This window comes from Paenibacillus sp. FSL H8-0175 (genome assembly GCF_045040615.1).
GTDB classification, from domain to species: Bacteria; Bacillota; Bacilli; order Paenibacillales; family Paenibacillaceae; genus Paenibacillus_AQ; species Paenibacillus_AQ odorifer.
This window is the reverse complement of the sequence record NZ_CP150299.1, coordinates 4,009,364-4,034,977: the sequence shown is the minus strand read 5'-3', so window position 1 is coordinate 4,034,977 and position 25,614 is coordinate 4,009,364. Positions and strand designations below refer to the sequence as shown.

Below are 25,614 nucleotides of genomic sequence, written 5' to 3'. Positions count from 1 at the left end.
GAACCCTTTTTGAAGGAATAGTGTCACTGGAGTCCGCGAAACTTCTGAAAAAGCTAAAAACCAGCAAATAACGTCTCTTAGGTCCTATGTGTTAAAGACTTGGTCATTTACAGTTAGAATAAAGTCCAGTTTCCTTTTACTCTTGCATGTTGTTCTGCTCTAACCAGAAGATAGCGGGTACAAATGACAAGACAAGCACTACCTACGATTAAAGCGCCGAGAGCCCACCACCAGCTAATACCGATATTATCGTATAACGCCCCGCGCACAAGAACCAGACTATATGTGAGTGGAAACAGAAGGGATAAACCCGTTGCCCATGCTGGGAATACTGCTGGTGGAATACGAACCCCGCCAAACAGCTCCATTGGTGCTTGAAAGATGTAATAGAGTAGCCCTGAATCCCTTGAGAAGAGAGATATCGCACACAGCAAAGCTCCCCATATAACCGCTGATATCATGATAAGTATTAATACAGGTAATAAGGCGCCCCAGTTAACAGTCGTTACGTCCGCAAGAAAAATGAAAGTCAGAATGGAGAAGCAAGCGAACATCCATATTCCGTGAAATAGTGAATATACGGAACGTCCATACAGGAAGGCCATTTTTGACGCTGGCGTTAGGAACACTACCTCAAGTGTGCCCCCTTTGCGTTCTTGTTCGAATAACCATGCGGCTTGCACAACCGTCCAGTATAACTGAAAGACGAGATATCCGCTCAGCAGAAAAAGGGGAATCCGTCCATCTGGTATTACTTTTGAGAGTGCTGATCCTGCTCCGGTTCTAAAGGGCTGCATAGTAAAGTAGGTGGTTAAAAAGGTGAGCGCCGGCCAGAGTAGAAGTGAAAAAAACACTGCGCGTCCCTTAACTCTATTTCGATGCTGCTTAGTGATCTCCGCGCTAAGGGTAAACCATAAGCTATGTAAGTTCATGATACCCTTCCTTCCGAAAGGAGGATAATCGCATCCTCCAAAGTAGGTTTTTCGGATGCGAAGCTTTTAATGCTAAGCCCCTGCTCAGTAGTCCATGGCAGCAGCTCTGTAATGATTCTATCAGCCGAAGGTGTTTTTACAGAAATGCGCTGCAGTCCATCATTTTGAAGTTCTAGTTTTTCTGTTGCGCAGACACCCATTAATTCCGCAGGCTGAGTAAATGTTCGTAGATGCTCTAGTAGCTTGGGACGAAGTGATTCATGCCAGCCTGTAACCTCTAAATGAGCAGTTTGCGAGCCTGCAACCTGATGGACAATCCGCTCAGGTTTGTCACAGAGCAGAAGCTCGCCTCGATTCAGTACATAAACTCGGTCACAAAGTTCTTCGACCTCCTGTAAATAATGGCTGGTCAGAAGGATACCCTTTCCACTGTCCAGTGCAAGCTTTCTTATCGTACTGCGAAGCTGCCTGGCAATAGGGGCATCAAGACCAAGTGTGGGTTCATCTAGAAATAAGTATTGTGGATCGTTGATAAGTCCGCGGGCGATTTGCAGCCGTTGCTTCATCCCTTTAGAATATTGTTCAACGGGTTGGTCAGCAGCTTGGGTCAAACCTACTTCCTCCAGAAGACGTCCTGCTTCTCTAGCGATGTGAGGGCTGTTCATTCCATAGAGTTTACCGAAGTATTGAAGATTCTCTCTACCAGTGAGCCGCCAGTACAACATTCGTTCTCCTCCGGCGATCATATTTACTTTTTGCTGAATGGCCTGTCGATTTTTGTGTAGTGACATTCCATCGACTTCAATCCTGCCGGAGGTTGGCTCTAGGAGAGTAGAAAGCATACGTATTGTAGTGGTTTTTCCAGCGCCATTTAGACCGAGAAGACCTACGATTTCCCCCGCAGCGATATCTAAAGATAGTGATTTCACTGCTGTCACTGATCTTTTTTCCGAACGGAACCAGCTCAGTTTATGTTTGCTCTCGTAAATCTTAGTAACTTCATGCATATTAATCAATGGTTTCACCCCTCCAAGGTTTTAGAATCGTTCGAATAACCCGCGCTCTATGCGCCGGTTTGTCCATTGACCAACCGTTATGTATACAACACTAAGCAGTATGATTGGCCATATGTCAGGTAATCGTATTGCTTCTCCAGTTAGCAGCGAGCCTCGAAGGAGTTGTAGCGCATTGGTCAATGGGAAAATCTCACCTATAGCCTGCAAGTAGTCAGGCAAGTATTGCCTTGGAAACTGAAATCCACACAGTAGAGCAGTTAGCGTAAATAGAGTATTTTGCACAATGAAGGTGTCCCTTGTATAAAGCATAATGCTTCCTAGCACCAGCGCCATCGCATAACACGATAGTAAAAATAGCAAAATTCCCACGAGGACAGATATGAAGTGAACAGAGGGGAGTCGAAGTCCTGCCAAAAGGCCAAAGAAGAGAACCACCAGCAATTCCGCCCCACTTCGATACAACTGCTGGACAGCGTTTCCTAGAAAATAACCGCTCCGGCTTGAAGGGGAGAGCAACAGTGCCTCAAGTGTACCTTCCCTCCATTCGGTAATAAGTGCCCTGGATACATTCATCATCATACTGACGGAAAATATACTGAGCATACCTCCAATAATTACATAGGTCAGATAGTCCTCACTGCCACTATAGATAGCAAATTTTGAATCTATATCCCCTTTGATTAGATACACATAAGAAAAATAAGAGATGATGACTAGATAAACTCCATCAATAATGTGCCCGAATGTAAAGGTCCAGGGAAAGGCTCTAAGATTAGATTTTTGGTTTCTTTTTAGGGTTGCGATAACGATATGCCACATATGTACTCACACCTTTCATTAACCTCATTGTTCAAGGTACTGCCTTTGCAGGATGAGCAGATTATCAAAGACTTCTTTGTTCACTGAATAAAATAAATAATTCCCTTTTCGCTGTGATTGGGTAAATCCTACTTCACTTAGTTGTTTTAGCTGTTTAGAGACCGCAGCTTCAGAAATACCCAATATTGGCGCAAGCTGCTTGGTACAATGCGGCCCTTTCCACAGCAGTTTCAGAATTCGCATCCGCGTATCATCACTTAAAGCTTTGAGTTGGCGCAACAGGTCACTCGGCGGTCCCTCACTAAAGGCAAGACCGGGAACATCCACCGTGAGAGGCAAAAATAAAGTGTCTTCGAACCAGCCAACAAGCAGATGCGGAAATATGAATGTAGAAGGAAAAACGTACACTTGTCCAAGCTGGTCATAAGGAAAGTAATACGTTACAGCCTTTTGTACTGTCAGAGTCCCGTTCTCTGAGAGGAGGCGTGGGTGGAGCGTATTTAGTGCCTTTTCCGGGGAACGACTGGCTAAGTCTTGAAACTGAGCGGCTGAGATGTTCATAAATGGTTCAATATAGTCCCATTCCTGCCCGAAATAATCATGTTCGTATGTAATTAATGTTGAGATTAACAGCTTGCGAACACTAGCCAGATTGTTTATCAGGTACTTCACGTTTCCACTCAACTTCATCAGCGAACGTTTGCTTTCCGATTCATTCAGCCATTCGACTATGGTACTTAGTGCAATTTCTTGATTCATAAATAGATACACTAGCTCTGCATCCGGAAGTTTTTTGAGTAGGGTGATTCCTTGATTGCAAGAAATAGGGATACCCATACGGTCCGGTAAATCTAGCAGAGCGATCCAACGTTCTGACAACTGCCCAAGTGTGTGGATGTTCTCCTGTAGAGCAAGAGGCATTCTTTTCTTGAGCTCCAAAGCCCATTGTAATCTTGTTGGATGGTGTTCTGGTTGATGGAAGACATGCAGACTGCATAATAACTCATGAAAAGGACTGACGACCGTTTTGATCTTTCGATTTAAAGTTTGGAGTGAGCTCATCTCTTTCCTTTCCGATTAACTGTTTGGTTAATCAAAAACCACTTTCGCGTAAAGTGTTCAAAATTATAGGGGGAATGGTCAGGATTGTCAAATCTTTTATGCAGAAAAAAGCGAGAGCACATCTCCATGTGTTGGACATGGATGTTTCTCTCACTTATAGGATTCTTTTAATAGAGTTATGAAGTAGAGTTTTATCTTCTGCCTCTAGGCATCATGGAGTTATCGCACATGATATCTTTAACAGAATAGGTGTAGCAATGGCGAGGAACTGGGACACAGTGATGGCGTCTAACGATTTCTACCGGGTGAATAACATTCACAACTTGAGGGTGGTAATAATCTTGATAAACCACCTTAGGTGGGTCAGTGACAGTTTGGGCCGGACATTTTGGACATTCTTCTGACATTTCCTTCAGCTCCTTTGTGTGTGAACTTACCGTATTATACGCACAGAACAAAGGTATGCTTGGTTATTTGTCTAGTTTATAAAAAAATGGGTGGGATTATTGTTTGTATATCTCTCGCATTACATGACGAAGCTCCGGGATAATTAGCCGTTCCATAGCCAATTTAACGGCTCCAGTGGAGCCGGGCATAGAAAAAATAGCTGTGTTGCCAATCGTACCTGCAATTGCTCGACTAAGGATTGCCGCCGAACCTATATCTTCTGTGTAGCTTAACATTCGAAAAATCTCACCGAAGCCCGGCAGCGTTTTATCCAGCAAGGATGAAACTGCTTCGTAGGTGGTATCACGGGGAGAAATTCCTGTTCCACCCGTGAGCAGTACGGCTTCAACTCCAGTGTGATCAGCGTTTTTATAGAGTAGTTCACGAATGTCTTGATAGTTGTCTTTGATAATGGTACGGCCTATAACTTCATAACCGGCAGCCTCAAGCATGGATTGGATTAAAGCTCCACCGGTATCTGTTTCAGTAGTTCTGGTGTCTGAGACGGTAATGATATAGCAGGACACGGACTGTGGTGCTTCCTTCCGATGTTCTTCAACGGATGACAATGAGATCAGCTCCTAAATTAGAGATGTTCTCATGATAGGGTATGGGGGAAGCAAAGACAAGTTTCGTTATCCAGCGCTAATCTTTTGAGGTTATAGGGATGCCGCTTGCGTGCTTTGGCATCATGTAGTAAACTCGCTACCATACCCGTAATTTTCAAGGAGCGATGAATCATGGAACAGGTTGTACCTGTGTATATATTGTCAGGATTTCTGGGAAGCGGCAAAACTACCCTGCTGCAGCGCCTGCTGGAACATTGGAAAGATCAGGGCTTACGCCCGGCAGTAGTGATGAATGAGCTGGGTGAAGTGAATCTGGATGGGCTGCTGGTTGAGCAAACCGTTCCTATGGCAGAGCTGCTCGGCGGCTGTATCTGCTGTTCTATTCGAGGGGATCTCAGCACAGAGCTAACAACTCTTATCAAGAAGGAATCACCTGATGTTGTTGTTATTGAGGCCACAGGTGCGGCGAACCCGCTGGAAATTGTAGATGGCGTAACCGAAACTTCACTGTATCAAAAAGTAGAGCTGAAAAGCTTGATCACCGTCGTTGACGCCGCGCATCTGCTCGAATTGTACCGTGCACAGCAGGGCGCAACCTATCGACTGATGCAGGAGCAAATTCGCTGCGCCTCTGTTTTGATTCTGAATAAAACTGACCGTGTCACAGTAGATGAAGCGGAAGAGATCACAACCGTTCTGCGAAAATGGAATTCTTATGCACCGATTATGCCAGCGGAGCGTTGTGAGATCGACACAGAGGAGCTTCTGCGTAGCGCAGGTGGAGTTCTTACGGATACACAGCTTGAAGAGAGCGATAGCGAAAGCCATGTGCATGAGGAAGCTCTGCAATCTTCAGGAGGCACACATGCTTCCCACGATCACGTGATGGCATACACACATTACTTCAAACGACCTGTCAACAGCGAGACCTTTGAACAGTTCGTCAAGGAGCTTCCGCGTGATGTTTACAGGGCTAAAGGCATTGTGACCTTTAATGACACCTCCAGTCGTTTTCTTTTTCAATATGCTTACCGTGAAGCTGATTTTATGAAAATCACACCTCAAGGCGAAGTGCCAGACGTAGCTGTATTTATCGGGGAACATTTCTCATCCAGTGAGTTACGCACGAAGCTGCTGGAGATGGAAGGACGTATTTTAGTTCGGCCTGGAACGATCAAAAGAAGCCTGTAATCCGTTCTGCTTCAGAAGAAGCTGTGGTTCATTCCTAATCTTGTAGGTTAATAGTAAGGCATACCATTAAAAATGCAGGAGGTTGAAGGCTATGACCCGAATTCAATATCAGGAGTGCATTGACGCTTGTCTCGAAAGTATGAATGCCTGTAACTACAGCTATGTCTCAAGCCTAAAAGAATATGATCTTGCATCTCTTCGTGAGAGCATGCGACTCGATCGTGAATGTGCGGATATTTGTTCTTATGCCATTCAAGCAATGACCCGTCAAAGTCCGTTTGTATCTGGAATTCTAAAACTATGTGCAGAAATATGTGAAGCATGCGCGGATGAGAGCAGCAAGCATATACATAATCACTGCCAAGAATGTATTAATGCCTGCCGTAAAGCTGCAGAGGCATGCCGTTTGATTAGCGATGCTGTTGAGGTATACGCGTAAGATCGTATAACTTAACTCTCATATATGAACTGATAGCCAGATTGTTGCTGTAGAAATATAGCAATAGTCTGGTTTTTTATATCCAGGTCTGTTTGATTCATGCTATTGGTAGAAAAAAAGAGGAGAAATACTGGATTGAAAGTAAATTTTAGAAAGGGCTGCTATGGCAGTTCTTTCTTTTTTTTGATTCCTAGAAGAGGAAATTCGTAGGGAACCGGAGAATTAACAGTAGATATGAAGGGAGAATGTTAAGTGGCGAACTTAGTAGATCGTAACTTTGCCGGCGGTAGTATAGGTGTTGCTACTTCCCTAATTGAATTAGAGCAGATCAGTAAACAGTATGGACGCCGACCCGTATTGGAGGATGTATCGTTCACTATTGAAAAGGGAACTGTAACAGCTCTGATCGGACGAAACGGATCCGGCAAAAGTACCCTGTTGTCAATCTTAGCTGGACTTGTCCACATTTCCTCAGGAAAGCTGAGTTGTAAGGATCCAAATCTGAGAATTGGTTATGCACCTGAGATGTTTCCAGGGTTGAAGTTGACCCCAGAACAGTACTTGCGAAGTATGGGTCAGATTAGCGGCCTTGCGCCAGTCCTGATCGAACAGGAGCTAACAACGTTATTTCAACTTTTTAAACTGGAGCACTTTCGCAAGCAGTCGATGCTAAATTTCTCCAAAGGAATGCTGCAAAAAATTAATTTGATTCAAAGCTTGTTGGGAAGTCCCTCGTTGCTGCTTCTTGATGAACCTATGTCGGGCCTTGATCTCCCCTCAATGAATAAGTTATCTGATCTTCTCATCGTTTTGAGAAATAAGGGGACTGCTATAGTCTTCTCTGTACATGAACCCCAATGGATTGAATTGCTAGCGGATCAGGTTCATGTGATACATGAAGGGAAAATTGTAAAGTCAATTCAGGGGTCAGAGAAGCTAAACATAAAACCCTCTACATACATACTATTGTCTAATCTGTCGATTCAGAAACTGCAGCAATTGAAGGAAATGGCAGGTTTCATTTCAATAAATACGTTTAAGGATAGTTGTAACATAGAACGTACGGCGTTGACAGTAACAAGTTCAGAATCAGATACTTTTTTGCGGGTTATCTTGGAGTCGGGTGGTTCAATACAATCGGTAGAACCTCGCGGAGGATCGCATGACTTAGAAAAATGGATGAATCCTAGGAGTTGAACAGGGGGTCTTACGTGTATCCGTTTATCGTTTACATGCTGCGAAGTTATACTCGATCTCAGCGTTATTTCGGCCCGTTAGCAGGGATTGTGATTGCAGTCTTGATATTGTATTCTTATAAGCCCAATCCAGTTATGAATAGCTATGCCGCTACAGCAGTAATGCTCTTTATAAGCTGCGCTTGGATGAGTCTTAGTTTTTTGAATCATGAGCACGCTGTTCATCGGCAGATTGCAGTTGTTCACATGCGAAGTGCGGCTAAACATAGTGCAGGTGGTATCTTAACGCTTGCATTTCTAACGCTGCTGCTAGATCTATTGATTGTCCTTTATCCTTGGGTAACGGGTCATTTTGCAGAATCACCCGGGGTATATCGGTTAATTCTCGCGCTCATAGGACATGGATTATTGGGTATGCTTGGTGTGGCTATTGCCCTATTCTTTCAATCTTCTTGGGTTCAAAAAGGCAGTCATGCGACAGGTATGTTGTTAGCTATCGTTATACTATCACTGGGCGGAGCACAAATCAGCGAAAGTTTGCCTGGTATATTTCATTTTTTGATCTGGTTGTTGCCGCCAGTAACTCCTGTAATGGAGGCCATGATGAAAGCTGATACATTGTCATTAGCGGAGTTGTTAGGTTCCTTTGCACAAGCATTAGTATATATAACACTGCTTATCGGTTTTTATTTGTACAGATCAAGACAGAGGGATTACAACAAAACATAACTTGTATAGATAAAAGGAACAAGGATACAGAAGTGGGGGAAAAGATGAAGGATACATATGTACCTGAGAGTGAACAATCAAAAGAGTTATTCGCCTATTTTGGACTGGCAGTTTATTATGGACAGGCCCTCGAGCAGCAGCTTACCAACTTGCTATTGCTTACTAAGCTATCACAAGGAAAAACGCCAACAGAAGCAGATCTGACAGACCTTTATCAGCGAAAACTCAGCAATTCACTCGGCCAACTCATCAAAGAAATCCAACATCATTTTCCTTTCTCGGAGCAAGAAACCGCTCAGTTGGAGGAAGTGTGGAAACAACGTAATTACATCGTTCATGATTACTTTAAAGAGCGTATACAGGAAACCTTTACGCCTGCCGGAAGGGCTAAAATGATTCGGGAGCTGAAACGTTTTAAAAATAAAGCAAGTAGACTTGAAGTTAAACTGCAAGGCTACTGCACAGAGATGTTCACGAAACTTGGATTAGAGGAGGAAAACTTATTGTAATAATCCTTCTAATCCGCAAGCTGTTACAACCTCTGGTCTAAAATGAACCGAAGAAGCTCTAACACAGCGAGAGAGTGCAGTTAAAGCTTCGCCTAATGCCGGAATCATCTCCGGTGTTAGGCTTTCTCCAGGTTCCCACCACCAATTGTTAATATTCAATGTTTGGCTCTTCTTATCCATCACCGGTTCAAATCTGCCAACAAAACGATCATTATATAATATAGGCAGTACATAGTAACCATATTCTCGTTCTATTGCCGGCTTATAGACCTCCCAGCGGTAATGAAATCCGAATAATTGCCGAACCAGCTCACGTTCCCACAACAAATTATCCAGCGGAGCCAAAACGGCCGCAAATGAATCACGTGGTTGAAGCCCAATCTCTTCAGATTCTTGCAGTATCACAGACTCCAAGGTTGGAGCATCTATACTGCGGATATAAAGCGGAACCTTAATCCCCTCGACCCAAACTTTTCTGAGACTATCCTTCTCCAGCAATCTCTGAATCGCCGCCGCACGCTCTTTGCTCTTCAGTCCGGATATGCCCAGCCATCCGTCTCCAGATTTATTCCATAACAAGCCGATACTTCCTATTCTACGTAACACATACCAATCATGAAATTGTTCTTCCGTGACATTTGGATCGGCTGAACTCAGCAGCTCTGAGGGTAACAAACGTTCAGCGAAATCATAATATCGCCGGGTATGTACACGATGGTGGACAACAATCTCTCCCCAAAAGTACATGCTTTCCATTGCAGCTCGTGATAATCTTGTCGGAGCCCAAGCCCAATCTACTTTTTCCTTTCCGTCTAAATCCAGAGAGGAGAGGGGGCCACGCTTCTGAAGCTCTTCACGAACCTGTGCTACAGCGACCATTACAGGCTCATTAGCCTGATGGTGGGAGGCAGCAGCTGTTCTTCTCCGCTTAAAATAAGGCCAATCCTCTGTACAATAAATTGACATGTTCTTGTCCCAGCCATCAACGAGCAGTCTGTCTTCATACAGAAGCTCTTGGACCAGTTCTGGCGTAAATCCCGGAATCCGTGCCTGGAGGACCAGCTCATGATTATGGCCAGCGATATTAAGGGGGTCATATTGGATGCAGCCTACGTGACGAACATAGTCATAAATACTAAGTTTTCCAGAAGGGATAGCTCCAGCAGTTAACTTTTGATGAGATAGCAGAAAAAGCCTGGCTTGTTTCTTAGTCAAATTATAAGTAAGCATCGTTTGCTCCTCCAAGGTTATGTATTAATTTCCATAATACAGAACATCTGTTCTAAGATCAAGCAGGAAAAAACCCTGAATCACAATGAAGTGACTCAGGGTTGTAAATTACATTTTCTCAAGAGAGGGTTGCAAGTTTCCGAGTGCTGGACGGTTGCTTGCGCCAGCGTTATCGTCAGAGCTGTTAGCAGCAGCACCTACTTGCAGCTGGTACATACGGAAGTATCTTCCGCCAAGCGCCATCAGTTCATCATGGCTGCCGCGTTCTACGATCTCTCCGTGATGCAGGACTAGAATCTGATCTGCACTGCGAATCGTGGATAAGCGGTGAGCGATGATGAAAGTGGTGCGTCCTTTTTTGAGAACTTCCAGCGCATCCTGAATGACGCTTTCCGTTTCTGTATCGATGTTGGAGGTAGCTTCATCTAGAATGAGAATAGCTGGGTCAAAGGAGAGAGCTCTCGCAAAAGAAATCAATTGCCGCTGACCCGCAGATAAAGTACTTCCTTTTTCGATGACAGGTTCATCAAATCCTTGTGGAAGATGAGCGAGTAACTTATCCGCACCAACCTCACGCAAAGCACGTTCTACCCGTTCACGGGAAATTCGTTCATCCCCTAGGCTGACGTTCGAAGCAATGGTGCCCGTGAAGAGGTACGGATCCTGCAGCACGATGCCCATGTGATTCCGCAGCCACTGCTTCGGAATATCCGTAACCTTTTGACCGTCAATCGTAATATCGCCTTTTTGTGGATCATAGAACCGGAACAGCAGATTGATGATTGAGCTTTTGCCGGAACCCGTATGACCTACAAGAGCGACAGTTTCACCCGGGCGTGCTTCAAAGGAGATATCGCGCAGGACGTAGTCTTTTTTATAAGCAAAAGATACATTCTTAAATTCCACTTTCCCTTTGTAGCGTGGCATGGAGCCGTCCGTAACATTCTCTCCAGGTTCATCCATAAGCGTAAACACACGTCCCGCAGATACCATAGAAGTATCCAGGTTCGCCAACTGGTTCACCATACCTGTGATAGGCTGGAACAAACGTCCGAGCACATCGACAAAGGCATACAGAACGCCTAAGGATACAAAGGTTGAACCAGTAATACTGCCATGTCCGAAATACCAAAGCACCATCACAAAAGAGAGACTGCGAAGTGAGTTCACCAGATTGTGGGACGTGAAAGCATTCAGATTTAACATTTTATTCTGATATTTCAAGTAATCATCGTTCAGGTTCTCAAATTCTGCACTAAGCTGCTTCTGACGGCGGAATATCCGGACGATTGACATCCCCTGAATCGATTCATTAATAATGGCGTTAATTTCACTTAGACGTGAGCGAATGATCGTATTGTATTTGGTCGCAATTTTGCGATAGAGCACGATCCACAGCACAAGAATAGGTACAATGAACAAGCTGATCAGACCCAGACGGACATCAAGTAAGAACAGAGCGATATACACGCCAGTTATATTGATAATACCGGTGCTGAAATTGGAGAGGACCGCAATGAATAGATCCTTAATCGCCTCGGTATCATTTGTAACCCGCGACACTACCTTACCAGCAGGCAAATTGTCAAAAAAATGAACGGGTAGTCGCTGGATATGCGCGTATACATCTGTCCGCAGCTTCCGGATTACCTGATTCGCCGAAGATTGCAGCCAGTAGGTTTTTCCGAATTCAGCAAAGATGGAGATTACAAGAAAAATAGCATACATTCCGACCAACTGATAGATCCCAGGAAGCTCGGGTTTGTAAAAAGCGAACAGCTCATCGGCCGACAGCTTAACCGCGGGATAGATAACTTCGTTATCACCACGGGTGATATGCATCTCTCCATCGATGAACTTTCGTTCACCGTCAGGCTGTGTTACAGCTTCGTTAATAAAATAGAAACTTTTCCCTGCTTGAAGAACACGAATTTCTTGGCCTTTAGTTTCACCGGGCTCAAAGCGATCGCCGCGTTTGTATAAACTATTGTTATATTCAGCCGCCTTATCGGGAGACGTGGTGCTGAAATAGGGCTTCTCGATGGCCAGCATGTGATTGTCGATCATGCTTTTGGCTATAAATGGACCTGCCAGCTCTGCCGCTACCCCGATTGAAAGCAGCAGAAGGGCTGCGATAAAGGTTTTCTTTGCGGTCAATGCATATTCCAGCAGGCGTTTGCCTGTACTTTGTGTCAACCGTGACACCTCCTAAAATGTTTTGCGTAGTCGTAGCTCGTTTATTTATGGTTGTAGTTTAATCATTCGATAAGTTATTTTCGACTTGCTGCCGATCATATTGCTCACGGTACCAGCCATTCAAATCCAATAGTTCCTGATGTGTACCTCGCTCAACGATTTGTCCGTTATCCAGTACAACAATCATATCGGCATGTTGGACGGCGGAGAGACGGTGAGTAGAGATTAATGTGGTTTTTCCGGCACGTTCATTCCGGATGTTGTCGATAATCTGAGCTTCCGTACGAGCGTCAACGGCTGATAAGGCATCGTCCAGAATAAGAATATCTGGATTAGCGATAAAAGCTCTGGACAGAGAGACACGTTGCTTTTGTCCACCGGAGAGGGAAACACCACGTTCACCCACCAGAGTATCCAGACCATCGGGCAATGTGCCCAGGTCGTTCTGGAAAGCGGCAGCTGTAATGGCTTGCATAATCGTATCGTCATCGGCGTTGTCTAGACCAAACTGAATGTTTTGCCGAACGGATTTGGAGAAAAGGATTTGCTCTTGTGGAACATAACCCATCCAGCTATGCAGCTGATCCAGGGAAATCTGTTGAATAGGCACACCAGAGATAAGGATTTCTCCATTACCTGTCGGATATTCGCGGAGCAATTGTTTGAGCAGTGTTGATTTCCCGCTTCCTGTACGCCCGACTACACCTAATGTCTGCCCTTGGTTCAGGGTTAAGTTTACATGGGTTAGATTGTCTATCGTCGAAGAAGGATAACGGAAAGTCACATCGTTAAGCTCGATTCGAGTAGGGTGGGGAACTTGTACGGGATGGGCAGCATTTTGAACATCGGGTTTGGAGTTTAACGTCTCGTCGATACGTTCGAGGGAAGCTCCACCACGCTGCATAATGTTGATCAATTCTCCAATAGCGAACATCGGCCATACAATCATACCGAGGTACATATTAAAGGAGACTAGATCACCCAGTGTGATCTGATTGCGGAATACAAGGTAAATCCCATAAGTAAGACCAATAATGTAGCTGAGTCCGACACAGAAGCGGATGGTTGGTTCGAAGAAAGCATCGACACGAGCTACGGCCATATTTTTGTTGTAAACATCTTCAGTAATATCCGAGAAACGTTTTTCATCAAGACGCTCTTGGACATAAGCACGGATTACGCGCACACCAGAGACAGATTCGAGCACTTGGTCATTCATATCTCCGAACGCATCCTGCGCTAAGCTGTACCGATCATGAATAGCTTTACCATAAAAAATCATAGCTATTGCAATTAGAGGTAATGGTAATACTGCTGCAAGGGTCAGCTTCCAACTTACGAGAAAGCCCATCGCAAACAGCACAACCGTAAGGTAGATTGTAGAATCCACCAGTGTAAGCATCCCGAATCCTACGGTAGCTGAGACGGCTCTGATATCATTGGTTGCCCGGGCCATGAGGTCACCAGTTCTATTTTTTTCGAAGAACGAAGGTGTCATAGTCATAAGATGATTCATAAATCGGGAGCGCAGCAGGCGCTCAACAAGGTTGGAACCTCCGAAAAGTTTGTGCATCCATATGTAGGTAATCCAATAAATAACTAGCAGCAAAATGAAGATCATGCCGATATATTTGGCAAGCGAAGCTGTAGTAATCGAACCGCGTACTATGTCGTCAATGGCATTGCCTAGCAGACGTGGAGGGAGTAATTCAAGAACGCCCACACCTATGAGTAATATGAGTCCAATCAGGTAACGCCTTTTTTCTCGGCGAAAAAACCAGCCGAGATCGCGAAGAACAGAGAACAAGTAAATCCCTTCCTTTCAGGTTGTAATGATTGCTTGTGATGCTGATAAAAGCGCAAGTGATTATCTCTTCAGCAAACAAAAAAGGCATATCATCCGAAAACGGACGATATGCCTGTAATTTACAGCTATCATGCGCACGGTGCGTTACAGCACCAAGCATGTGAGAGACCTTCAAGAACTAAAGTTATACGGTCCATAAGACTCGCAAAAACTTCAGGATGGCTTAATCACTTGGGCTGCTTCGGTATTCGGTTGAGTAAAAATTCCAACAATAGTAAAATAATATGGCTGTAACTTCGTAAACACCGCGCTCACCCCTTTCATTAATTTGGTAATAACTAGAAGACGTTTAGTTATGTTCAGAGTTTATCATCCGGTTCGCGAATTTGTCAAACTTAATTTTAAATGGATTGGGAAATCATTAATTGCATAAAGTTGTTTGAATATCGACTTATTTTCGTTATGATTAGAATATACAAAGGAGCTGAGAGAAATGAACATGGAAATTAGTCAAGCAGCGGCAGCTTGGTTTAAGAGAGAATTGGACCTTAAGAATGGAGACTATATTCGTTTATTTCCCCGTTATAGCTCGGGAGGTGGACTTCACCCCGGTTTTTCGCTGGGCATTGCTACAGAAGCACCTGGGCGTCCAGCTATTCAGGTCAAACAGGATGATATTGTGTTCTACATGGAGGAGCAGGACTTGTGGTATATGGAAGGTTATGACCTATCTATCGTATACTCTGAGTCAGAGGATGACATTGAATATAAGTACGAACCAAAGCCGGTATCCGGCGAAGTGCAGGTATAGTTGTCTTAATGATTGTTTATTTTAATCAGGAAAAGCCCTTGCCAAAAGGCAGGGGCTTTTCAAATGCTGTCTTTAAAATGAGGGTATTCCAGTTGGAGATACATAGGTGTTATCAGTGCAAATTGCGAGAGGTTTCTTCCTCCAGAGCGAAGTCGAAGTCGTCAATATCGTACACCTGAACTGGAACTCCACCCTCGATGATCCGTTGAATCAATTCAAATTGATCCGTTAGGATAGGTACTTTCTCACGTTGTGAGGACAGCAGAAGCTCTGTTTCGATGGGATCGAAGATCTCACCGTAGGCAGCGGTATCCATACTGTTAATGATGGTGATTTTGGATTGCCCGCCAAGGAGAATACCTGAGCTTTTCGCCCAAGGCACAGCTAAACAGCGGTTGATCTTCTTCGCGTTGAGCGGTTCTTCAAAATAAGCAATGAGCTCACTTATCTTCAACTTAACATGCTTGTCGTCGTCCGGACGGTTCATCAACGGATCATCGCTGTCTCGCAGTTCGTATAGTTCCATCACGGTAGTATAAGGCACTATATATTCTACAGGGCTGCTCGATACGAGAAGCTGGCCGTAAATCGCCATCATGACGGCTTCCGTCACAAATTGTCTAGACATCGTTATCCTCCTGAAGTTCGGTACTGCAATTGTACTTATGATCTAAAATTATAAAAACACTGTAGAGAGCAAAAGTCAACTGTACTTAGCAACTCACTAAAGAGAAGGGACAGAATATTCCTGTGAAGCAATGGAAATCATATTTTACTTTTGTACGACCTTATATGAAATTGATTGTGTTTACGCTGTTTATCGGCATGATCAAATTCAGTATTCCGCTAACACTGCCAATGATTCTGAAATACGTGGTCGATGACCTCCTAATGAACCCGAGCATGGGGATTGAGGAACGGGTATCACATTTGATGCTTATTTTGGGTGGTGCCTTAATTTTATTTGTTATCGTAAGAGGGCCCGTAGAGTATTATCGCCAATACTTTGCTCAGCTTATCACAAGTAAAGTGTTGTTCGATATGCGAAATAAGCTTTACAGTCATTTACAGCGGCTGTCACTGCGGTATTATCAGAATACCAAGGTGGGAGAAGCCATCTCCAGATTTATTAACGATGTTGAGCAGACCAAAAATTTGGTCGAAGTCGGCATGATGAATGTATGGCTCGACACGTTTACACTAGTTTTTGCTTTGGGATTTATGTTTTATTTAAATCCGGTGCTGGCGCTCGTGTCTATCTCGGTATTACCTTTTTACGCAATTGCAGTTAACAAATTGTATAAGCGGCTTAAGCTGTTAACGAAAGATCGTTCCCAAGCTCTGGCTGGCATTCAAGGTTATCTCCATGAACGGATTCAAGGGATATCAATCATCCGCAGCTTTACGATGGAAAAAGTGGATCAGAAGCAGTTTGAGGACATCAACGGTAACTTTCTTAAAAAAGCGATGGCGCAAACCCGCTGGAATGCTATGACCTTCGCAATTATTAATACATTAACGGATATAGCACCTCTTTTGGTCATCGGATATGGTGGTTATCAGGTCATTCATGGCAATTTGACAGTAGGTACCTTTGTAGCTTTCTTTGGCTATCTGGACCGGATGTATTCCCCGCTACGGAGATTGATTAATTCCTCGACGGTGCTTACGCAAGCCTCTGCTTCTCTTGAACGGGTGCTTGAGCTGCTGAATGAGCCTTATGATATTGTAGACAAGCCGGGAGCAAAAGTGCTAAAGGATTCACGTGGTGAGATTGCTTTTGAGAATGTATGGTTTAAATATAACGAAGAGAATGATTGGGTCTTAAAAGATATTAATCTGAGTATTCAGCCCGGACAGACCATTGCGTTCGTCGGAATGAGCGGTGGAGGAAAGTCCTCCCTTATAAGCTTGATCCCGAGATTCTATGACATCAGTAAAGGCAGCCTCCAAATGGATGGTTATGATATACAGGAATTAACACAGGAAAGCTTGCGTAGGTCTGTCGGCATGGTCCTGCAAGATAATTTCTTATTCAGCGGATCTGTGCGTGAGAATATTTTGTTCGGTAATCCTAATGCCACGGAAGAAGAGGTCATTTCAGCAGCAAAAGCTGCCAATGCGCATGATTTTATTGAGCAGCTGCCAATGGGTTATGAGACAGAAGTGGGAGAACGTGGTGTTAAGCTATCCGGAGGACAGAAGCAGCGGGTTGCTATCGCAAGGGTATTTCTCAAGGATCCGAAGGTTCTTATATTAGACGAAGCTACTTCGGCGCTGGATCTGGAATCGGAGCATTTAATTCAACAAGCGCTGCAGTCTCTTTCTTCGGAACGTACTACACTAATTGTAGCGCATAGACTGTCAACGATTACACATGCGGATCAGATTGTCGTACTTGAGAATGGTGAAATTACTGAACGGGGTACGCATGAACAGCTGATGGCGATAGAGGGTAGTTATGCGCGATTATTTAACGTACAGCATTTAGACGCTTAATATTTTTTTGGAAAAATACTTGAACACGTTAGTGGTCCTCTCGAAAGAGAAGGCCACTTTTTTTGAATTCCAATCAGGGTGGCGGCACACAGTAACTTATACTATGGCAAAAATTCTAAACGGAATCTGAGTCTTTTCGGAGATCATGTGCGTCTAAAGCTTATAAACATCATGAAAGGAAGTGAGGAACGTGAATAAAACCACGCTTGAGGAAAAGGCGATAGCAGGTGATGAAGACAGCTTTACTGCGCTTATTGACGGCATGCAGGAGCGTTTATACCGAATGGCCTACTCCTATGTGCGGAATCAAGAGGATGCGCTGGAGATTGTGCAGGAGACCGTCTTCAAAGCCTATATCTCCATTCATAAATTGAAGCAACCGCAATATTTTAAAACTTGGCTCACCAAGATCGCTGTCAACTGTGCGCTGGACTTTATCCGTAAATCTAAAAAAATCGTGTATATAGATCAAGAGCTGGGAGGCAGCTATGCTCCGAAATCTAGGGAAGAAGTTATGGACTTGCATGAAGCGCTCAGCGGCCTTGATGAAAAATCAAGAATGGTGATTGTGATGAGATATTTGGAGGACTTGCCCATAAAGGAAATTGCAGAAGTTCTCGATATGCCCCTGAGCAGTGTCAAAACCGTTATTTATAGAGGTTTGGAAAAATTAAAAATAAGTATGGAGGAGAGTGAGTACTTTGGATAAGCAACTAGAACGTCTACAGCAAGCCTATAATGAGATTGAAATTCCTAAAGAACTATCATTCGCTTCTCGTAAAGGAATTGAAAGAGGGAAAATCTATAAACAGAAAAATAGTTCTTCAAAACGTGCCTTGAAATGGACAGGATCAGTAGCTGCGGCTGTATTGATTTCTTTTACGGTGGGTGTAAATACGGTTCCTGCTTTTGCGAGTAGTATGGATCAAATACCGGTTCTAGGTAAGCTGGTCAGTGTTCTGCAATTTACGGAAGGAAGTGCAGGTGGTGGAACCATTCAGGATGGAGTAGATGTGAACTTTATTTCGGTGAAACAATTGAAGAATAGCGATCAATTGATTTTGAATTTTGCAAATCCAGATGAAACACAACAGTTAGCAAGCTCATATAACGTAAAGTTTACGGAAAATCCGGCAACAATGACGATTACAGTAAGTGGGGCGAGAAAATTCTCAGCAGTCAAAGATCTGGAGACATTAAAACAAAGCCGATATGTCCAGGATGCTTATCCACTAATTACGCTAGATGATTCGGCTATTCGGTTCAATGTTACGCTTACGGACTCGGTTGCTTATGAGGTAAAGGAATATAAAGAGCCAGCACAGGTAGTGATTACGTTAAAAGAGAAAGGAGACGAAGTAAAAGGGGGCTCTGTATATTCGTTAAGAACGGTCTCACAGCCTTCTGGTGAGGCGCTGGGTATGGCTGAAGAAATGTTATATGGGTTAGAGGATGTGCGGATGTTAAAGGATGAGAAGGGCTTATATCTCGTGGAAGCAGGATATTTTAATACAGAAGAAGAGGCTTTGAAGCAGTTGCAGAAAATTAAGACAGAGTATGGCGTTGAAGATTTATTAGTCGTTGAAAAAAGAGCGGTGCAGCAAATTCCGCAGTCCATTTCTCAGGTGGAGGAATAGTGATGTAGTGGCTTCTATAAAAGGCACAATAAAAAAGACCGCCAAAAGCGGTCTTTTTTGTGCTGTTCTATTACATTTTGCCGATCATAAGTGATAAAATGCCGGCTGCGATCAGCGGTCCGACCGGAACGCCTTTAAATAACGCAACCCCAATCACCGTGCCAATCAGCAGACCTGCAACAACTGTGGGTTGGTTGGTCATGAGCGTAGCACCGCGGCCTCCAAGAAAAGCGACGAGAATGCCAATAGCGATAGCAAGTAAGGACTTCCAGTGCAAGAAGGATTGACCGACTGTCTGCAGCGATATTTTGCCGCTGGCTAATGGGGTCATGACCCCGATGGTCAGGATGATAATCCCGATGGTTAAACCGTATTTTTCTAGCCAAGGAAAAGTTTGCTGTAAGCCAAGTACTCTTAGCAGTAATAGGACGACCATTGCTATTGTTACAGGGGAATTGCTGCTGATAATTCCAAGCGCTGCAAGTCCAAGCAAAAGCAAAGAGGTCATGTCCATCTTAATGTTTCAACTCCTTAGGATTAGAACTTTCTTTTGACACAATGTGATCTGCAATAAGCTTACCATGCCCTCTTCCGGTCTCAATAAACACTTCGTTAGCATTGCGGCCGGAGGCGATTACTCCAGCAACATACAACCCTGGAACATTACTTTCCATGGTAGAGGTGTTAAAAGCAGGCTTATCCATGTCGTCATCCATGATCACACCCGCTGAAGTGAGGAGGGTACGGCTCGGACGGAAGCCAGTCAAGGCAAGAACGAAATCATTATCCAATGCTTTCTTGTCCCCCTTATGATCCGTAACAATTACTGAGCTTGCAGTAATTTCAGTGACACGCGAGCCTAAGTGCAGAGTGATTTTCCCTTTTTGCACCATGCCTTCAAAGATTGGCCGAACCCAAGGTTTAATATTCTCTGAGATGCTTTCACCACGATATACCATATCTACCGTAGCTCCTACACGCATAAGCTCCAGTGCTGCATCTACTGCGGAATTACTGCCGCCAATTACAGTTACCTTCATTCCCGTGTAAGGATGGGCTTCACCGAAATAATGAGTAACTTTAGGTAGTTCTTCACCTGGAATGCCAATCATATTCGGCTGATCAAAATAACCTGTTGCTATAACTACATTTGCAGTGATACGTTTCTGATGCTCACCACGCATATTTGACGTATGTACGGCAAAGGTTCCATCTTCAAGCGGTTCAATGGATAATGCTTCTTCATAAGCGGCGATCTCTAGACCATATTGCTCGGCGGCTCGGCGATAATAGACAAGCGCTTCATGACGGTAAGGCTTGTCGTTGGTCGAAGTGAAAGGAACATCCCCGATTTCTAATAACTGAGCCGTACTGAAAAATTGCATATTTGTTGGATACAAATAAATGGAGTGCACAATAAAGCTTTTTTCAATGATAAGGCTGGACAGACCTTGGCGTTGGCATTCAATAGCTGCCGAGAGGCCGCAAGGACCTGCACCGATAATAATGACATCTTTCATAAAGCGGGTTACCTCCTGATTGTTACTATCTTTTCTTTAAATCCTACCCTAAATTCATGAATTTTTCCATAAGAGCAGATTGAGTATAATAACCATTGCAAGAACAATGTTGATTATTATATAATTAGATATATATCTAATGTATCAATGTATTGTGAAATTCTAGGAGCGTGAACCCAGTGCAGTTGGAGAAAATCGTGAGTTATCATAAAGCTTTAGCTGATCCAACGCGTCTTCGCTTATTGTTGCTTCTGTCCCAAGGAGAAATGCACGGGCAAGCGCTGGCTGAGAAGTTGAATTTATCGCAGCCTACAGTCACTCATCATGCGGCTAAATTACGTGAAGCGGCCCTAATAAAGGAAAGACGCGACAAAAATACAGTTTACTTTAAGTTGAATCCGGAGTTTATCAATAATGGGGCTGAAGCTTCACTGCAATTTATTTTTTCGAAAGGAGCTGAGAATATGGAAGAGCAATTGCCTGAGAATAGTCTTCAGGATACTGTAATTCGTAATTTTTTCTCTAAAGATGGCCGGCTGCGGCAAATTCCCGCACAATACAAGAAGAAATTGATAGCGCTTCAATACATGGTTGAGAAGCTGGAGCCAGGTGTTGTTTATACGGAAAAGGAAATCAATGAGTTTATTAAGCAGTTTCATGAAGATTTTGCCACTATTCGTCGTGAATTCATCATGCATCAGTTTATGTATCGTGAGAAGGACAAGTATGAACTAAATCCTCGAGAAGTATGGACTCGGTGGGAATATGTCAAATAATGATCTTTTAAATATTAACATTCTGTGTCGATTTGAAATGTACTGATTAATTATTCGAATTTCGAATAAAATGGAATTGTAAGCGTTATCTGAGACATATTTAGAAAGGAGACTTTCGTTATGTTATTTAAACGCACAAAAAAGCAACCCAAATCAGATCATGTAACCGTCACATTACCTCAAGTGAAACAGGCGATTCGAAAGTTCGAAGAAGATATGCCTGGACCTATTAATAGAACAGCATTAATCTTAGAGGACAAAAGAATCGATATGAGTCGTCTGAAACGTTATTTGGGTGGAATACCCGAACGGAATTTCTATATGTCTCGAGAGACCTATGAAATTTTCGAGGAAGAAGACAAGTTAGTACCGTATTATCTTGATTTAGTTCAGGCTGCTGTAGACAGTTATATTAGTGATACAGGCAAGCTACCACTGCTTGAAGACACCTGGTTGCCAGAGGTTCATTATCGGTTGTTATCTACAGAAAGTTATCTAAAAGAAACACCTCCTTTTCCGTTGTATATTACGGATGAAGAAATGATGCTGACCCATCGGGCAGAGCATTTCGAGTAAAGGAATGACGCAGATATGAATCTTCACAAAGACTGTTCAGTAAAAGGGAAGCCACAAATCCTTTTTGTTGAATAGTCTTTTCTTTGTCTCTAAAGGCATAGTACAATTACATTCTGTAGGTTAGGTTTGAAAATTAACAGCATGTAAGGGGAATTGCTTGATGAAGGAAGTACAAGCTATTTTATTTGATCTGGACAATACTTTAATGGATCGCGACTATACATTTCGCAGCTTTAGCACTCAGTTCGTGCAGGATTTTCTTGGGCATCTTGAACCTGCGGAAGCGCAGGCCGTGATCGAGGATATGATCCACAGAGACGCTGATGGCTACCGTGATAAAGACGGATTTTTCTTAGAACTTAGTGAGATCCTGCCTTGGGAAAAGCCTGTGACGGCTGAACATATCCGAGCGTATTATGATGCGAGCTACATCAATCATGGTGCAGCCATGGAGCATGCTTTGGAGGTTCTGGAGTATTGCGTGGAGCGTGGATATACTTTGGGGCTGGTCACCAACGGTAAAAAAGAAATCCAGAACACCAAAATTGATATTCTCGGCCTGCGAGAGTACTTCAAGGCTATTGTTATATCTGGAGAAGTTGGCATTGCGAAGCCTGATCCTGCGATTTATCAATTAGCTTTAGACAGGTTGGGTGCCTCTGCGGATCAAACCTTGTTTATAGGGGATCATCCGATAAATGATATCTGGGGTGCAGGTAAGGCTGGCCTTGAAGGGATATGGCTGCAAAGGAAACATCCTTGGGACGATCAGTTGGACATCCAACCTTGGAAAATGATCCGTGAGCTGAAAGAATTAAAGGCTATTTTGTAATCTGGAAAATTTGGGGTTGACATTTTACTGCTGCACCAATTATGATAACAGCATCTTAAATTTCGGAAGGAGACGATGTTTTATGACAGTTTTAAATGTAATGAACTCAACTGTTGTGGATACGTGTCTTCCGGGAACAGCTGCTGCCGAATAATTGATTCGTGCAGTTTAGCAGGTAAGCTCAATTACGCTTATTAGAGCCACCGGGAACCGTATAGGGTCCGGTGGCTTTTTTGCGTGTGTAGAAAGATTGGATTTGGTGTAATAAATCCACATGTCTATATACCGCCGCCGGAGTCTTTATTTCCGGCGGCTTTTTGTGTTCTCGGAAAACGCCAAGGGGCAAGAAAAAACATAAACATATCTTTTAGGAGGAAATGAATGAATAGCATAAAGCAATATGGTTGGAATGAAAACTGGAGTACAAAATGGAATGAAAAGTGGAGTCATGCAGAGGATAAACAATTTATTCCCGGGAGAATCGTTGGTGACTTTGGCAGTAAGTACAAGGTGTTAACTGATGTAGGAGAGACGTGGGGAGAGCTTGCCGGGAAGCTGAGACACACATTTGTAGCCTCGGGTGATTTTCCTGCCATTGGAGACTGGGTAGCATTGGCGATGCAAGATGGCGGCGAGCATGGAATCATACATGGCGTATTGCCTCGGCAGAGTGTGATCTCACGCAAGGTCGCAGGAAATACACAAGATGAGCAAATTGTTGCCTCCAATGTAGACACATTATTTCTGGTCAGCGCGTTGAATGATGACTTTAATGTTCGCCGGATGGAGAGATATCTGATCATGGCTTGGAATAGTGGGGCAAATCCAGTTATTCTACTCACTAAAGCGGATCTTTGTCCTGATGCAGACAGTAAAATCGCTGAAATGGAGAGCGCGGCTCCCGGAGTATCAGTACATGCTGTTAGTGCAATACAAGATGAAGGACGCGAGAAGCTGCTGCCTTACATTGGTGAGGGTCAAACAGTAGCTCTTACGGGCTCTTCCGGTTGTGGGAAGTCGACAATGATCAACTGGCTATGCGGGAAGAACCTTCAGATTACGCAGGATGTTAGAGAAGGGGATAGCCGCGGACGTCATACTACTACCCACCGTGAACTGTTTGTTTTGCCGGATGGGGGGATTATCGTAGATACACCGGGGATGCGGGAGCTGCAGCTCTGGGAAGATGAAGGTGGTCTTGATCTAGCGTTTAGTGATATCAGCGGTCTAGCTTCTAAGTGCCGGTTTAGTAACTGTAGACATGAACGCGAAGAGGGCTGTGCTGTACTGGAAGCAGTCCAAACAGGTGAACTGGAAGAGAAGAGACTATTCAACTACCGAAAAACACAACGAGAAGTATTGTACCAAAATAATAAAGAAGCCAAGCTTAAGAGAAAAAGCGCAGCTTCCACTAAAGTGAGTTCATCCAGAACCAGAGGATACGGATGGCGTAAAGAGCTGGATGAATATTAAAAAGAATTGATATAACGGCATAGACATTGAAAAAGGGCGCCCCTTAGCTTTTGACAGCTAAGGGGCGCCCCTCATTATTGAATTGAATCTAAACGGTTATGGTTTAGAAGGATGCAGCAGTTTCCTTAGCCAGTTGCAATCCGTTTTCAATGATTTCAGCGGATTGTGCTGGAAGTTGGTTGTGGCCTTCGATGATTACTTGTGTAATATCTTTAATTCCCCACAGGTTAAGGTTACCAACGATGAAGTTTACTGCCATTTCAGCACTTGCAGCAGGACCTTCAGAGTAGATACCGCCTCTTGCATTCAGAACGATTGCTTTTTTACCTGTCAAAAGACCAACTGGACCTTCAGCAGTGTAAGAGAATGTTTTACCAGCTTGGCAAAGGTAATCTACATAAGTGTGCAATACAGCAGGTACAGTCATGTTCCACAGTGGGAAACCGAATACTACCTTATCTGCAGCGATGAACTGATTAAGATATTTATTAACGATAGCGGCACCAGCTGCTTCCTCAGGTGTTGCTTCGTATCCTTGAGCGGCTTTATACATACCAGTGATCAGGGTATTGTCGTAGTATGGAAGTTGCTCTGCGAACAGATCAAGCTCAGTGATTTCATCTTCTGGGTGGTTGAGTTTGTAGCTCTCCAAGAATTCATTGTAAAGCTTAACACTTACGGATTGTTCTGCTGGACGGTTGTTTGCTTTAATAAATAGAACTTTAGACATTATGATTTCTCCCTTGCATGTGTGTATTTAATATTAACTATATTTAATATAGCATGTAATCTTTTGTTTGTAAATTATTTTTTTGTTCTTGAAATTTGTTTGCGCTTAAGGAGTTTGAAAAAATGAAAAAAAGGTTAATAGGTGATACAAAGAACAGGAAATAATTTCCTGCCTCTATAAGTTCCAGAATGATCTAAAAGGAGCGATTGACATGTCCATCGATCGGTTTATCATTAAAAAATTGGACAACTGTCACGAAGAGCATACGCGTCAGAATTTAGTGAAGCTATTTAGACTTCGAATCCAGAAAGCTGAAAAAGCAGAGCAGAAGAATTACAAGATCAGCTGATAATTGCTTAGCTCTTCCTAATAGTAGATTTTTCGCTGAATGAGACAGAGTCCTTGGGTTAAAAAAGTCCGTAAATATAGCAGAGCAGTGATCCTCCCGTTAAGGGGGGATCACTGCTCTGCGTTTTTTAGTCCTGGCAGATTGCTTCAGCATAAAGGGGCAGCAAATGAAAGCCAACCTACGACAAACGTCACTTTTGGCAGGTGACATAGTAGGGTCAGGCCACCCACTACATCTAATCTGCTAACCAATGCAAAGTCATTTGTTGA

At 43.6% G+C, this 25,614-nt stretch carries 26 protein-coding genes; 14 read left to right on the top strand and 12 right to left on the bottom strand.

The features are described 5' to 3' along the window. Positions 1 to 113 precede the first annotated feature (113 nt). The 5 genes from MHH46_RS17980 to MHH46_RS17960 all read right to left on the bottom strand — a co-directional run bounded on the left by MHH46_RS17980 (position 114) and on the right by MHH46_RS17960 (position 4,851). Positions 114 to 932, bottom strand: coding sequence for an ABC transporter permease (locus tag MHH46_RS17980; RefSeq protein WP_076194696.1), 819 nt, complete (start codon positions 930 to 932; stop codon positions 114 to 116). Beyond that, positions 929 to 1,948 (bottom strand): ABC transporter ATP-binding protein, encoded by a 1,020-nt coding sequence (locus tag MHH46_RS17975; protein ID WP_217696558.1) that lies wholly within the window; start codon positions 1,946 to 1,948, stop codon positions 929 to 931. Before MHH46_RS17975 ends, MHH46_RS17980 begins: the two co-directional genes overlap by 4 nt. Before the next feature lie 21 nt (positions 1,949 to 1,969). Beyond that, a complete protein-coding gene (locus tag MHH46_RS17970) occupies positions 1,970 to 2,767 on the bottom strand; it encodes an ABC transporter permease (RefSeq protein ID WP_076194698.1) in 798 nt (265 codons plus the stop codon). A gap of 24 nt (positions 2,768 to 2,791) precedes the next feature. Continuing rightward, positions 2,792 to 3,829: a metalloregulator ArsR/SmtB family transcription factor gene (locus MHH46_RS17965; RefSeq protein ID WP_081387969.1), complete on the bottom strand. Its 1,038-nt coding sequence runs from the start codon at positions 3,827 to 3,829 to the stop codon at positions 2,792 to 2,794. 503 nt (positions 3,830 to 4,332) lie between these two features. Continuing rightward, entirely contained in the window at positions 4,333 to 4,851 is a 519-nt protein-coding gene (locus tag MHH46_RS17960; RefSeq protein ID WP_076128304.1) for a molybdenum cofactor biosynthesis protein B, read from the bottom strand. Positions 4,852 to 5,016: 165 nt separating this feature from the next. On the opposite strand from MHH46_RS17960, the gene MHH46_RS17955 reads away from it, so the two are divergent. The 5 genes from MHH46_RS17955 (at position 5,017) to MHH46_RS17935 (ending at position 8,909) form a co-directional block, all read left to right on the top strand. Next, positions 5,017 to 6,036 (top strand): GTP-binding protein, encoded by a 1,020-nt coding sequence (locus tag MHH46_RS17955; RefSeq protein WP_076194703.1) that lies wholly within the window; start codon positions 5,017 to 5,019, stop codon positions 6,034 to 6,036. A gap of 91 nt (positions 6,037 to 6,127) precedes the next feature. Continuing rightward, complete coding sequence (locus MHH46_RS17950) at positions 6,128 to 6,475, top strand: four-helix bundle copper-binding protein (RefSeq protein WP_036688030.1); 348 nt, start codon at positions 6,128 to 6,130, stop codon at positions 6,473 to 6,475. A gap of 252 nt (positions 6,476 to 6,727) precedes the next feature. Further along, positions 6,728 to 7,672, top strand: coding sequence for an ATP-binding cassette domain-containing protein (locus tag MHH46_RS17945; RefSeq protein WP_076194706.1), 945 nt, complete (start codon positions 6,728 to 6,730; stop codon positions 7,670 to 7,672). A gap of 14 nt (positions 7,673 to 7,686) precedes the next feature. Beyond that, positions 7,687 to 8,400, top strand: coding sequence for a hypothetical protein (locus MHH46_RS17940; RefSeq protein WP_076194708.1), 714 nt, complete (start codon positions 7,687 to 7,689; stop codon positions 8,398 to 8,400). 44 nt (positions 8,401 to 8,444) lie between these two features. Continuing rightward, entirely contained in the window at positions 8,445 to 8,909 is a 465-nt protein-coding gene (locus tag MHH46_RS17935; protein ID WP_038571625.1) for a hypothetical protein, read from the top strand. On the opposite strand, the gene MHH46_RS17930 is transcribed toward MHH46_RS17935, so the two are convergent. From MHH46_RS17930 to MHH46_RS17920, 3 genes are all read right to left on the bottom strand, one after another. Next, on the bottom strand, positions 8,901 to 10,139 hold the full coding sequence (locus MHH46_RS17930) for a winged helix-turn-helix domain-containing protein (protein ID WP_076194710.1): 1,239 nt from the start codon (positions 10,137 to 10,139) through the stop codon (positions 8,901 to 8,903). The genes MHH46_RS17935 and MHH46_RS17930 overlap by 9 nt on opposite strands. 108 nt (positions 10,140 to 10,247) lie before the next feature. Further along, positions 10,248 to 12,335, bottom strand: a complete 2,088-nt coding sequence (locus MHH46_RS17925) for an ABC transporter ATP-binding protein (RefSeq protein WP_076194713.1) — start codon at positions 12,333 to 12,335, stop codon at positions 10,248 to 10,250. Positions 12,336 to 12,393: 58 nt separating this feature from the next. Then, positions 12,394 to 14,142 carry an ABC transporter ATP-binding protein gene (locus MHH46_RS17920; RefSeq protein ID WP_076194716.1) on the bottom strand — a complete coding sequence of 583 codons (1,749 nt, stop codon included), beginning with the start codon at positions 14,140 to 14,142 and terminating at the stop codon, positions 12,394 to 12,396. Positions 14,143 to 14,635: 493 nt separating this feature from the next. Here MHH46_RS17920 and MHH46_RS17915 point away from each other — a divergent pair, with 493 nt between their 5' ends. Next, entirely contained in the window at positions 14,636 to 14,953 is a 318-nt protein-coding gene (locus MHH46_RS17915) for a HesB/YadR/YfhF family protein (protein ID WP_036688019.1), read from the top strand. A 112-nt stretch (positions 14,954 to 15,065) separates the two neighbouring features. Here the strand turns inward: MHH46_RS17915 and MHH46_RS17910 are convergent, their stop codons facing one another. Continuing rightward, the gene (locus MHH46_RS17910) at positions 15,066 to 15,581 is read right to left on the bottom strand and encodes an ADP-heptose synthase (protein ID WP_076194718.1); all 516 of its coding nucleotides are present in this window, start codon (positions 15,579 to 15,581) and stop codon (positions 15,066 to 15,068) included. 122 nt (positions 15,582 to 15,703) lie between these two features. Here MHH46_RS17910 and MHH46_RS17905 point away from each other — a divergent pair, with 122 nt between their 5' ends. The 3 genes from MHH46_RS17905 to MHH46_RS17895 all read left to right on the top strand — a co-directional run bounded on the left by MHH46_RS17905 (position 15,704) and on the right by MHH46_RS17895 (position 19,089). Then, complete coding sequence (locus tag MHH46_RS17905; protein WP_076194721.1) at positions 15,704 to 17,452, top strand: ABC transporter ATP-binding protein; 1,749 nt, start codon at positions 15,704 to 15,706, stop codon at positions 17,450 to 17,452. Between the two features lie 190 nt (positions 17,453 to 17,642). Further along, positions 17,643 to 18,161: a sigma-70 family RNA polymerase sigma factor gene (locus MHH46_RS17900; protein ID WP_076128340.1), complete on the top strand. Its 519-nt coding sequence runs from the start codon at positions 17,643 to 17,645 to the stop codon at positions 18,159 to 18,161. Next, the gene (locus MHH46_RS17895) at positions 18,154 to 19,089 is read left to right on the top strand and encodes a DUF4179 domain-containing protein (RefSeq protein WP_076128342.1); all 936 of its coding nucleotides are present in this window, start codon (positions 18,154 to 18,156) and stop codon (positions 19,087 to 19,089) included. The genes MHH46_RS17900 and MHH46_RS17895 overlap by 8 nt, the downstream gene beginning before the upstream one ends. A 70-nt stretch (positions 19,090 to 19,159) precedes the next feature. Here MHH46_RS17895 and MHH46_RS17890 read toward each other — a convergent pair whose 3' ends face one another. After that, entirely contained in the window at positions 19,160 to 19,603 is a 444-nt protein-coding gene (locus MHH46_RS17890; RefSeq protein WP_036688009.1) for a DUF441 domain-containing protein, read from the bottom strand. 1 nt (position 19,604) lies between these two features. After that, complete coding sequence (locus MHH46_RS17885) at positions 19,605 to 20,609, bottom strand: YpdA family putative bacillithiol disulfide reductase (RefSeq protein WP_036688007.1); 1,005 nt, start codon at positions 20,607 to 20,609, stop codon at positions 19,605 to 19,607. 179 nt (positions 20,610 to 20,788) lie between these two features. On the opposite strand from MHH46_RS17885, the gene MHH46_RS17880 reads away from it, so the two are divergent. From MHH46_RS17880 to rsgA, 4 genes are all read left to right on the top strand, one after another. Beyond that, positions 20,789 to 21,385, top strand: coding sequence for a metalloregulator ArsR/SmtB family transcription factor (locus tag MHH46_RS17880; RefSeq protein ID WP_036688006.1), 597 nt, complete (start codon positions 20,789 to 20,791; stop codon positions 21,383 to 21,385). Between the two features lie 120 nt (positions 21,386 to 21,505). Further along, positions 21,506 to 21,961 (top strand): DUF3939 domain-containing protein, encoded by a 456-nt coding sequence (locus MHH46_RS17875; protein WP_036688004.1) that lies wholly within the window; start codon positions 21,506 to 21,508, stop codon positions 21,959 to 21,961. Between the two features lie 160 nt (positions 21,962 to 22,121). Continuing rightward, positions 22,122 to 22,793, top strand: coding sequence for an HAD family hydrolase (locus MHH46_RS17870; RefSeq protein WP_076194722.1), 672 nt, complete (start codon positions 22,122 to 22,124; stop codon positions 22,791 to 22,793). Between the two features lie 381 nt (positions 22,794 to 23,174). Continuing rightward, positions 23,175 to 24,266 (top strand): ribosome small subunit-dependent GTPase A, encoded by a 1,092-nt coding sequence (gene rsgA / locus MHH46_RS17865; protein WP_076194724.1) that lies wholly within the window; start codon positions 23,175 to 23,177, stop codon positions 24,264 to 24,266. A 103-nt stretch (positions 24,267 to 24,369) separates the two neighbouring features. On the opposite strand, the gene MHH46_RS17860 is transcribed toward rsgA, so the two are convergent. Further along, positions 24,370 to 24,996, bottom strand: coding sequence for an FMN-dependent NADH-azoreductase (locus MHH46_RS17860; RefSeq protein WP_076128352.1), 627 nt, complete (start codon positions 24,994 to 24,996; stop codon positions 24,370 to 24,372). Between the two features lie 211 nt (positions 24,997 to 25,207). Between MHH46_RS17860 and MHH46_RS17855 the strand changes: the two genes are divergently transcribed. After that, positions 25,208 to 25,345, top strand: a complete 138-nt coding sequence (locus tag MHH46_RS17855; protein WP_179086332.1) for a hypothetical protein — start codon at positions 25,208 to 25,210, stop codon at positions 25,343 to 25,345. Positions 25,346 to 25,614: the final 269 nt, after the last annotated feature.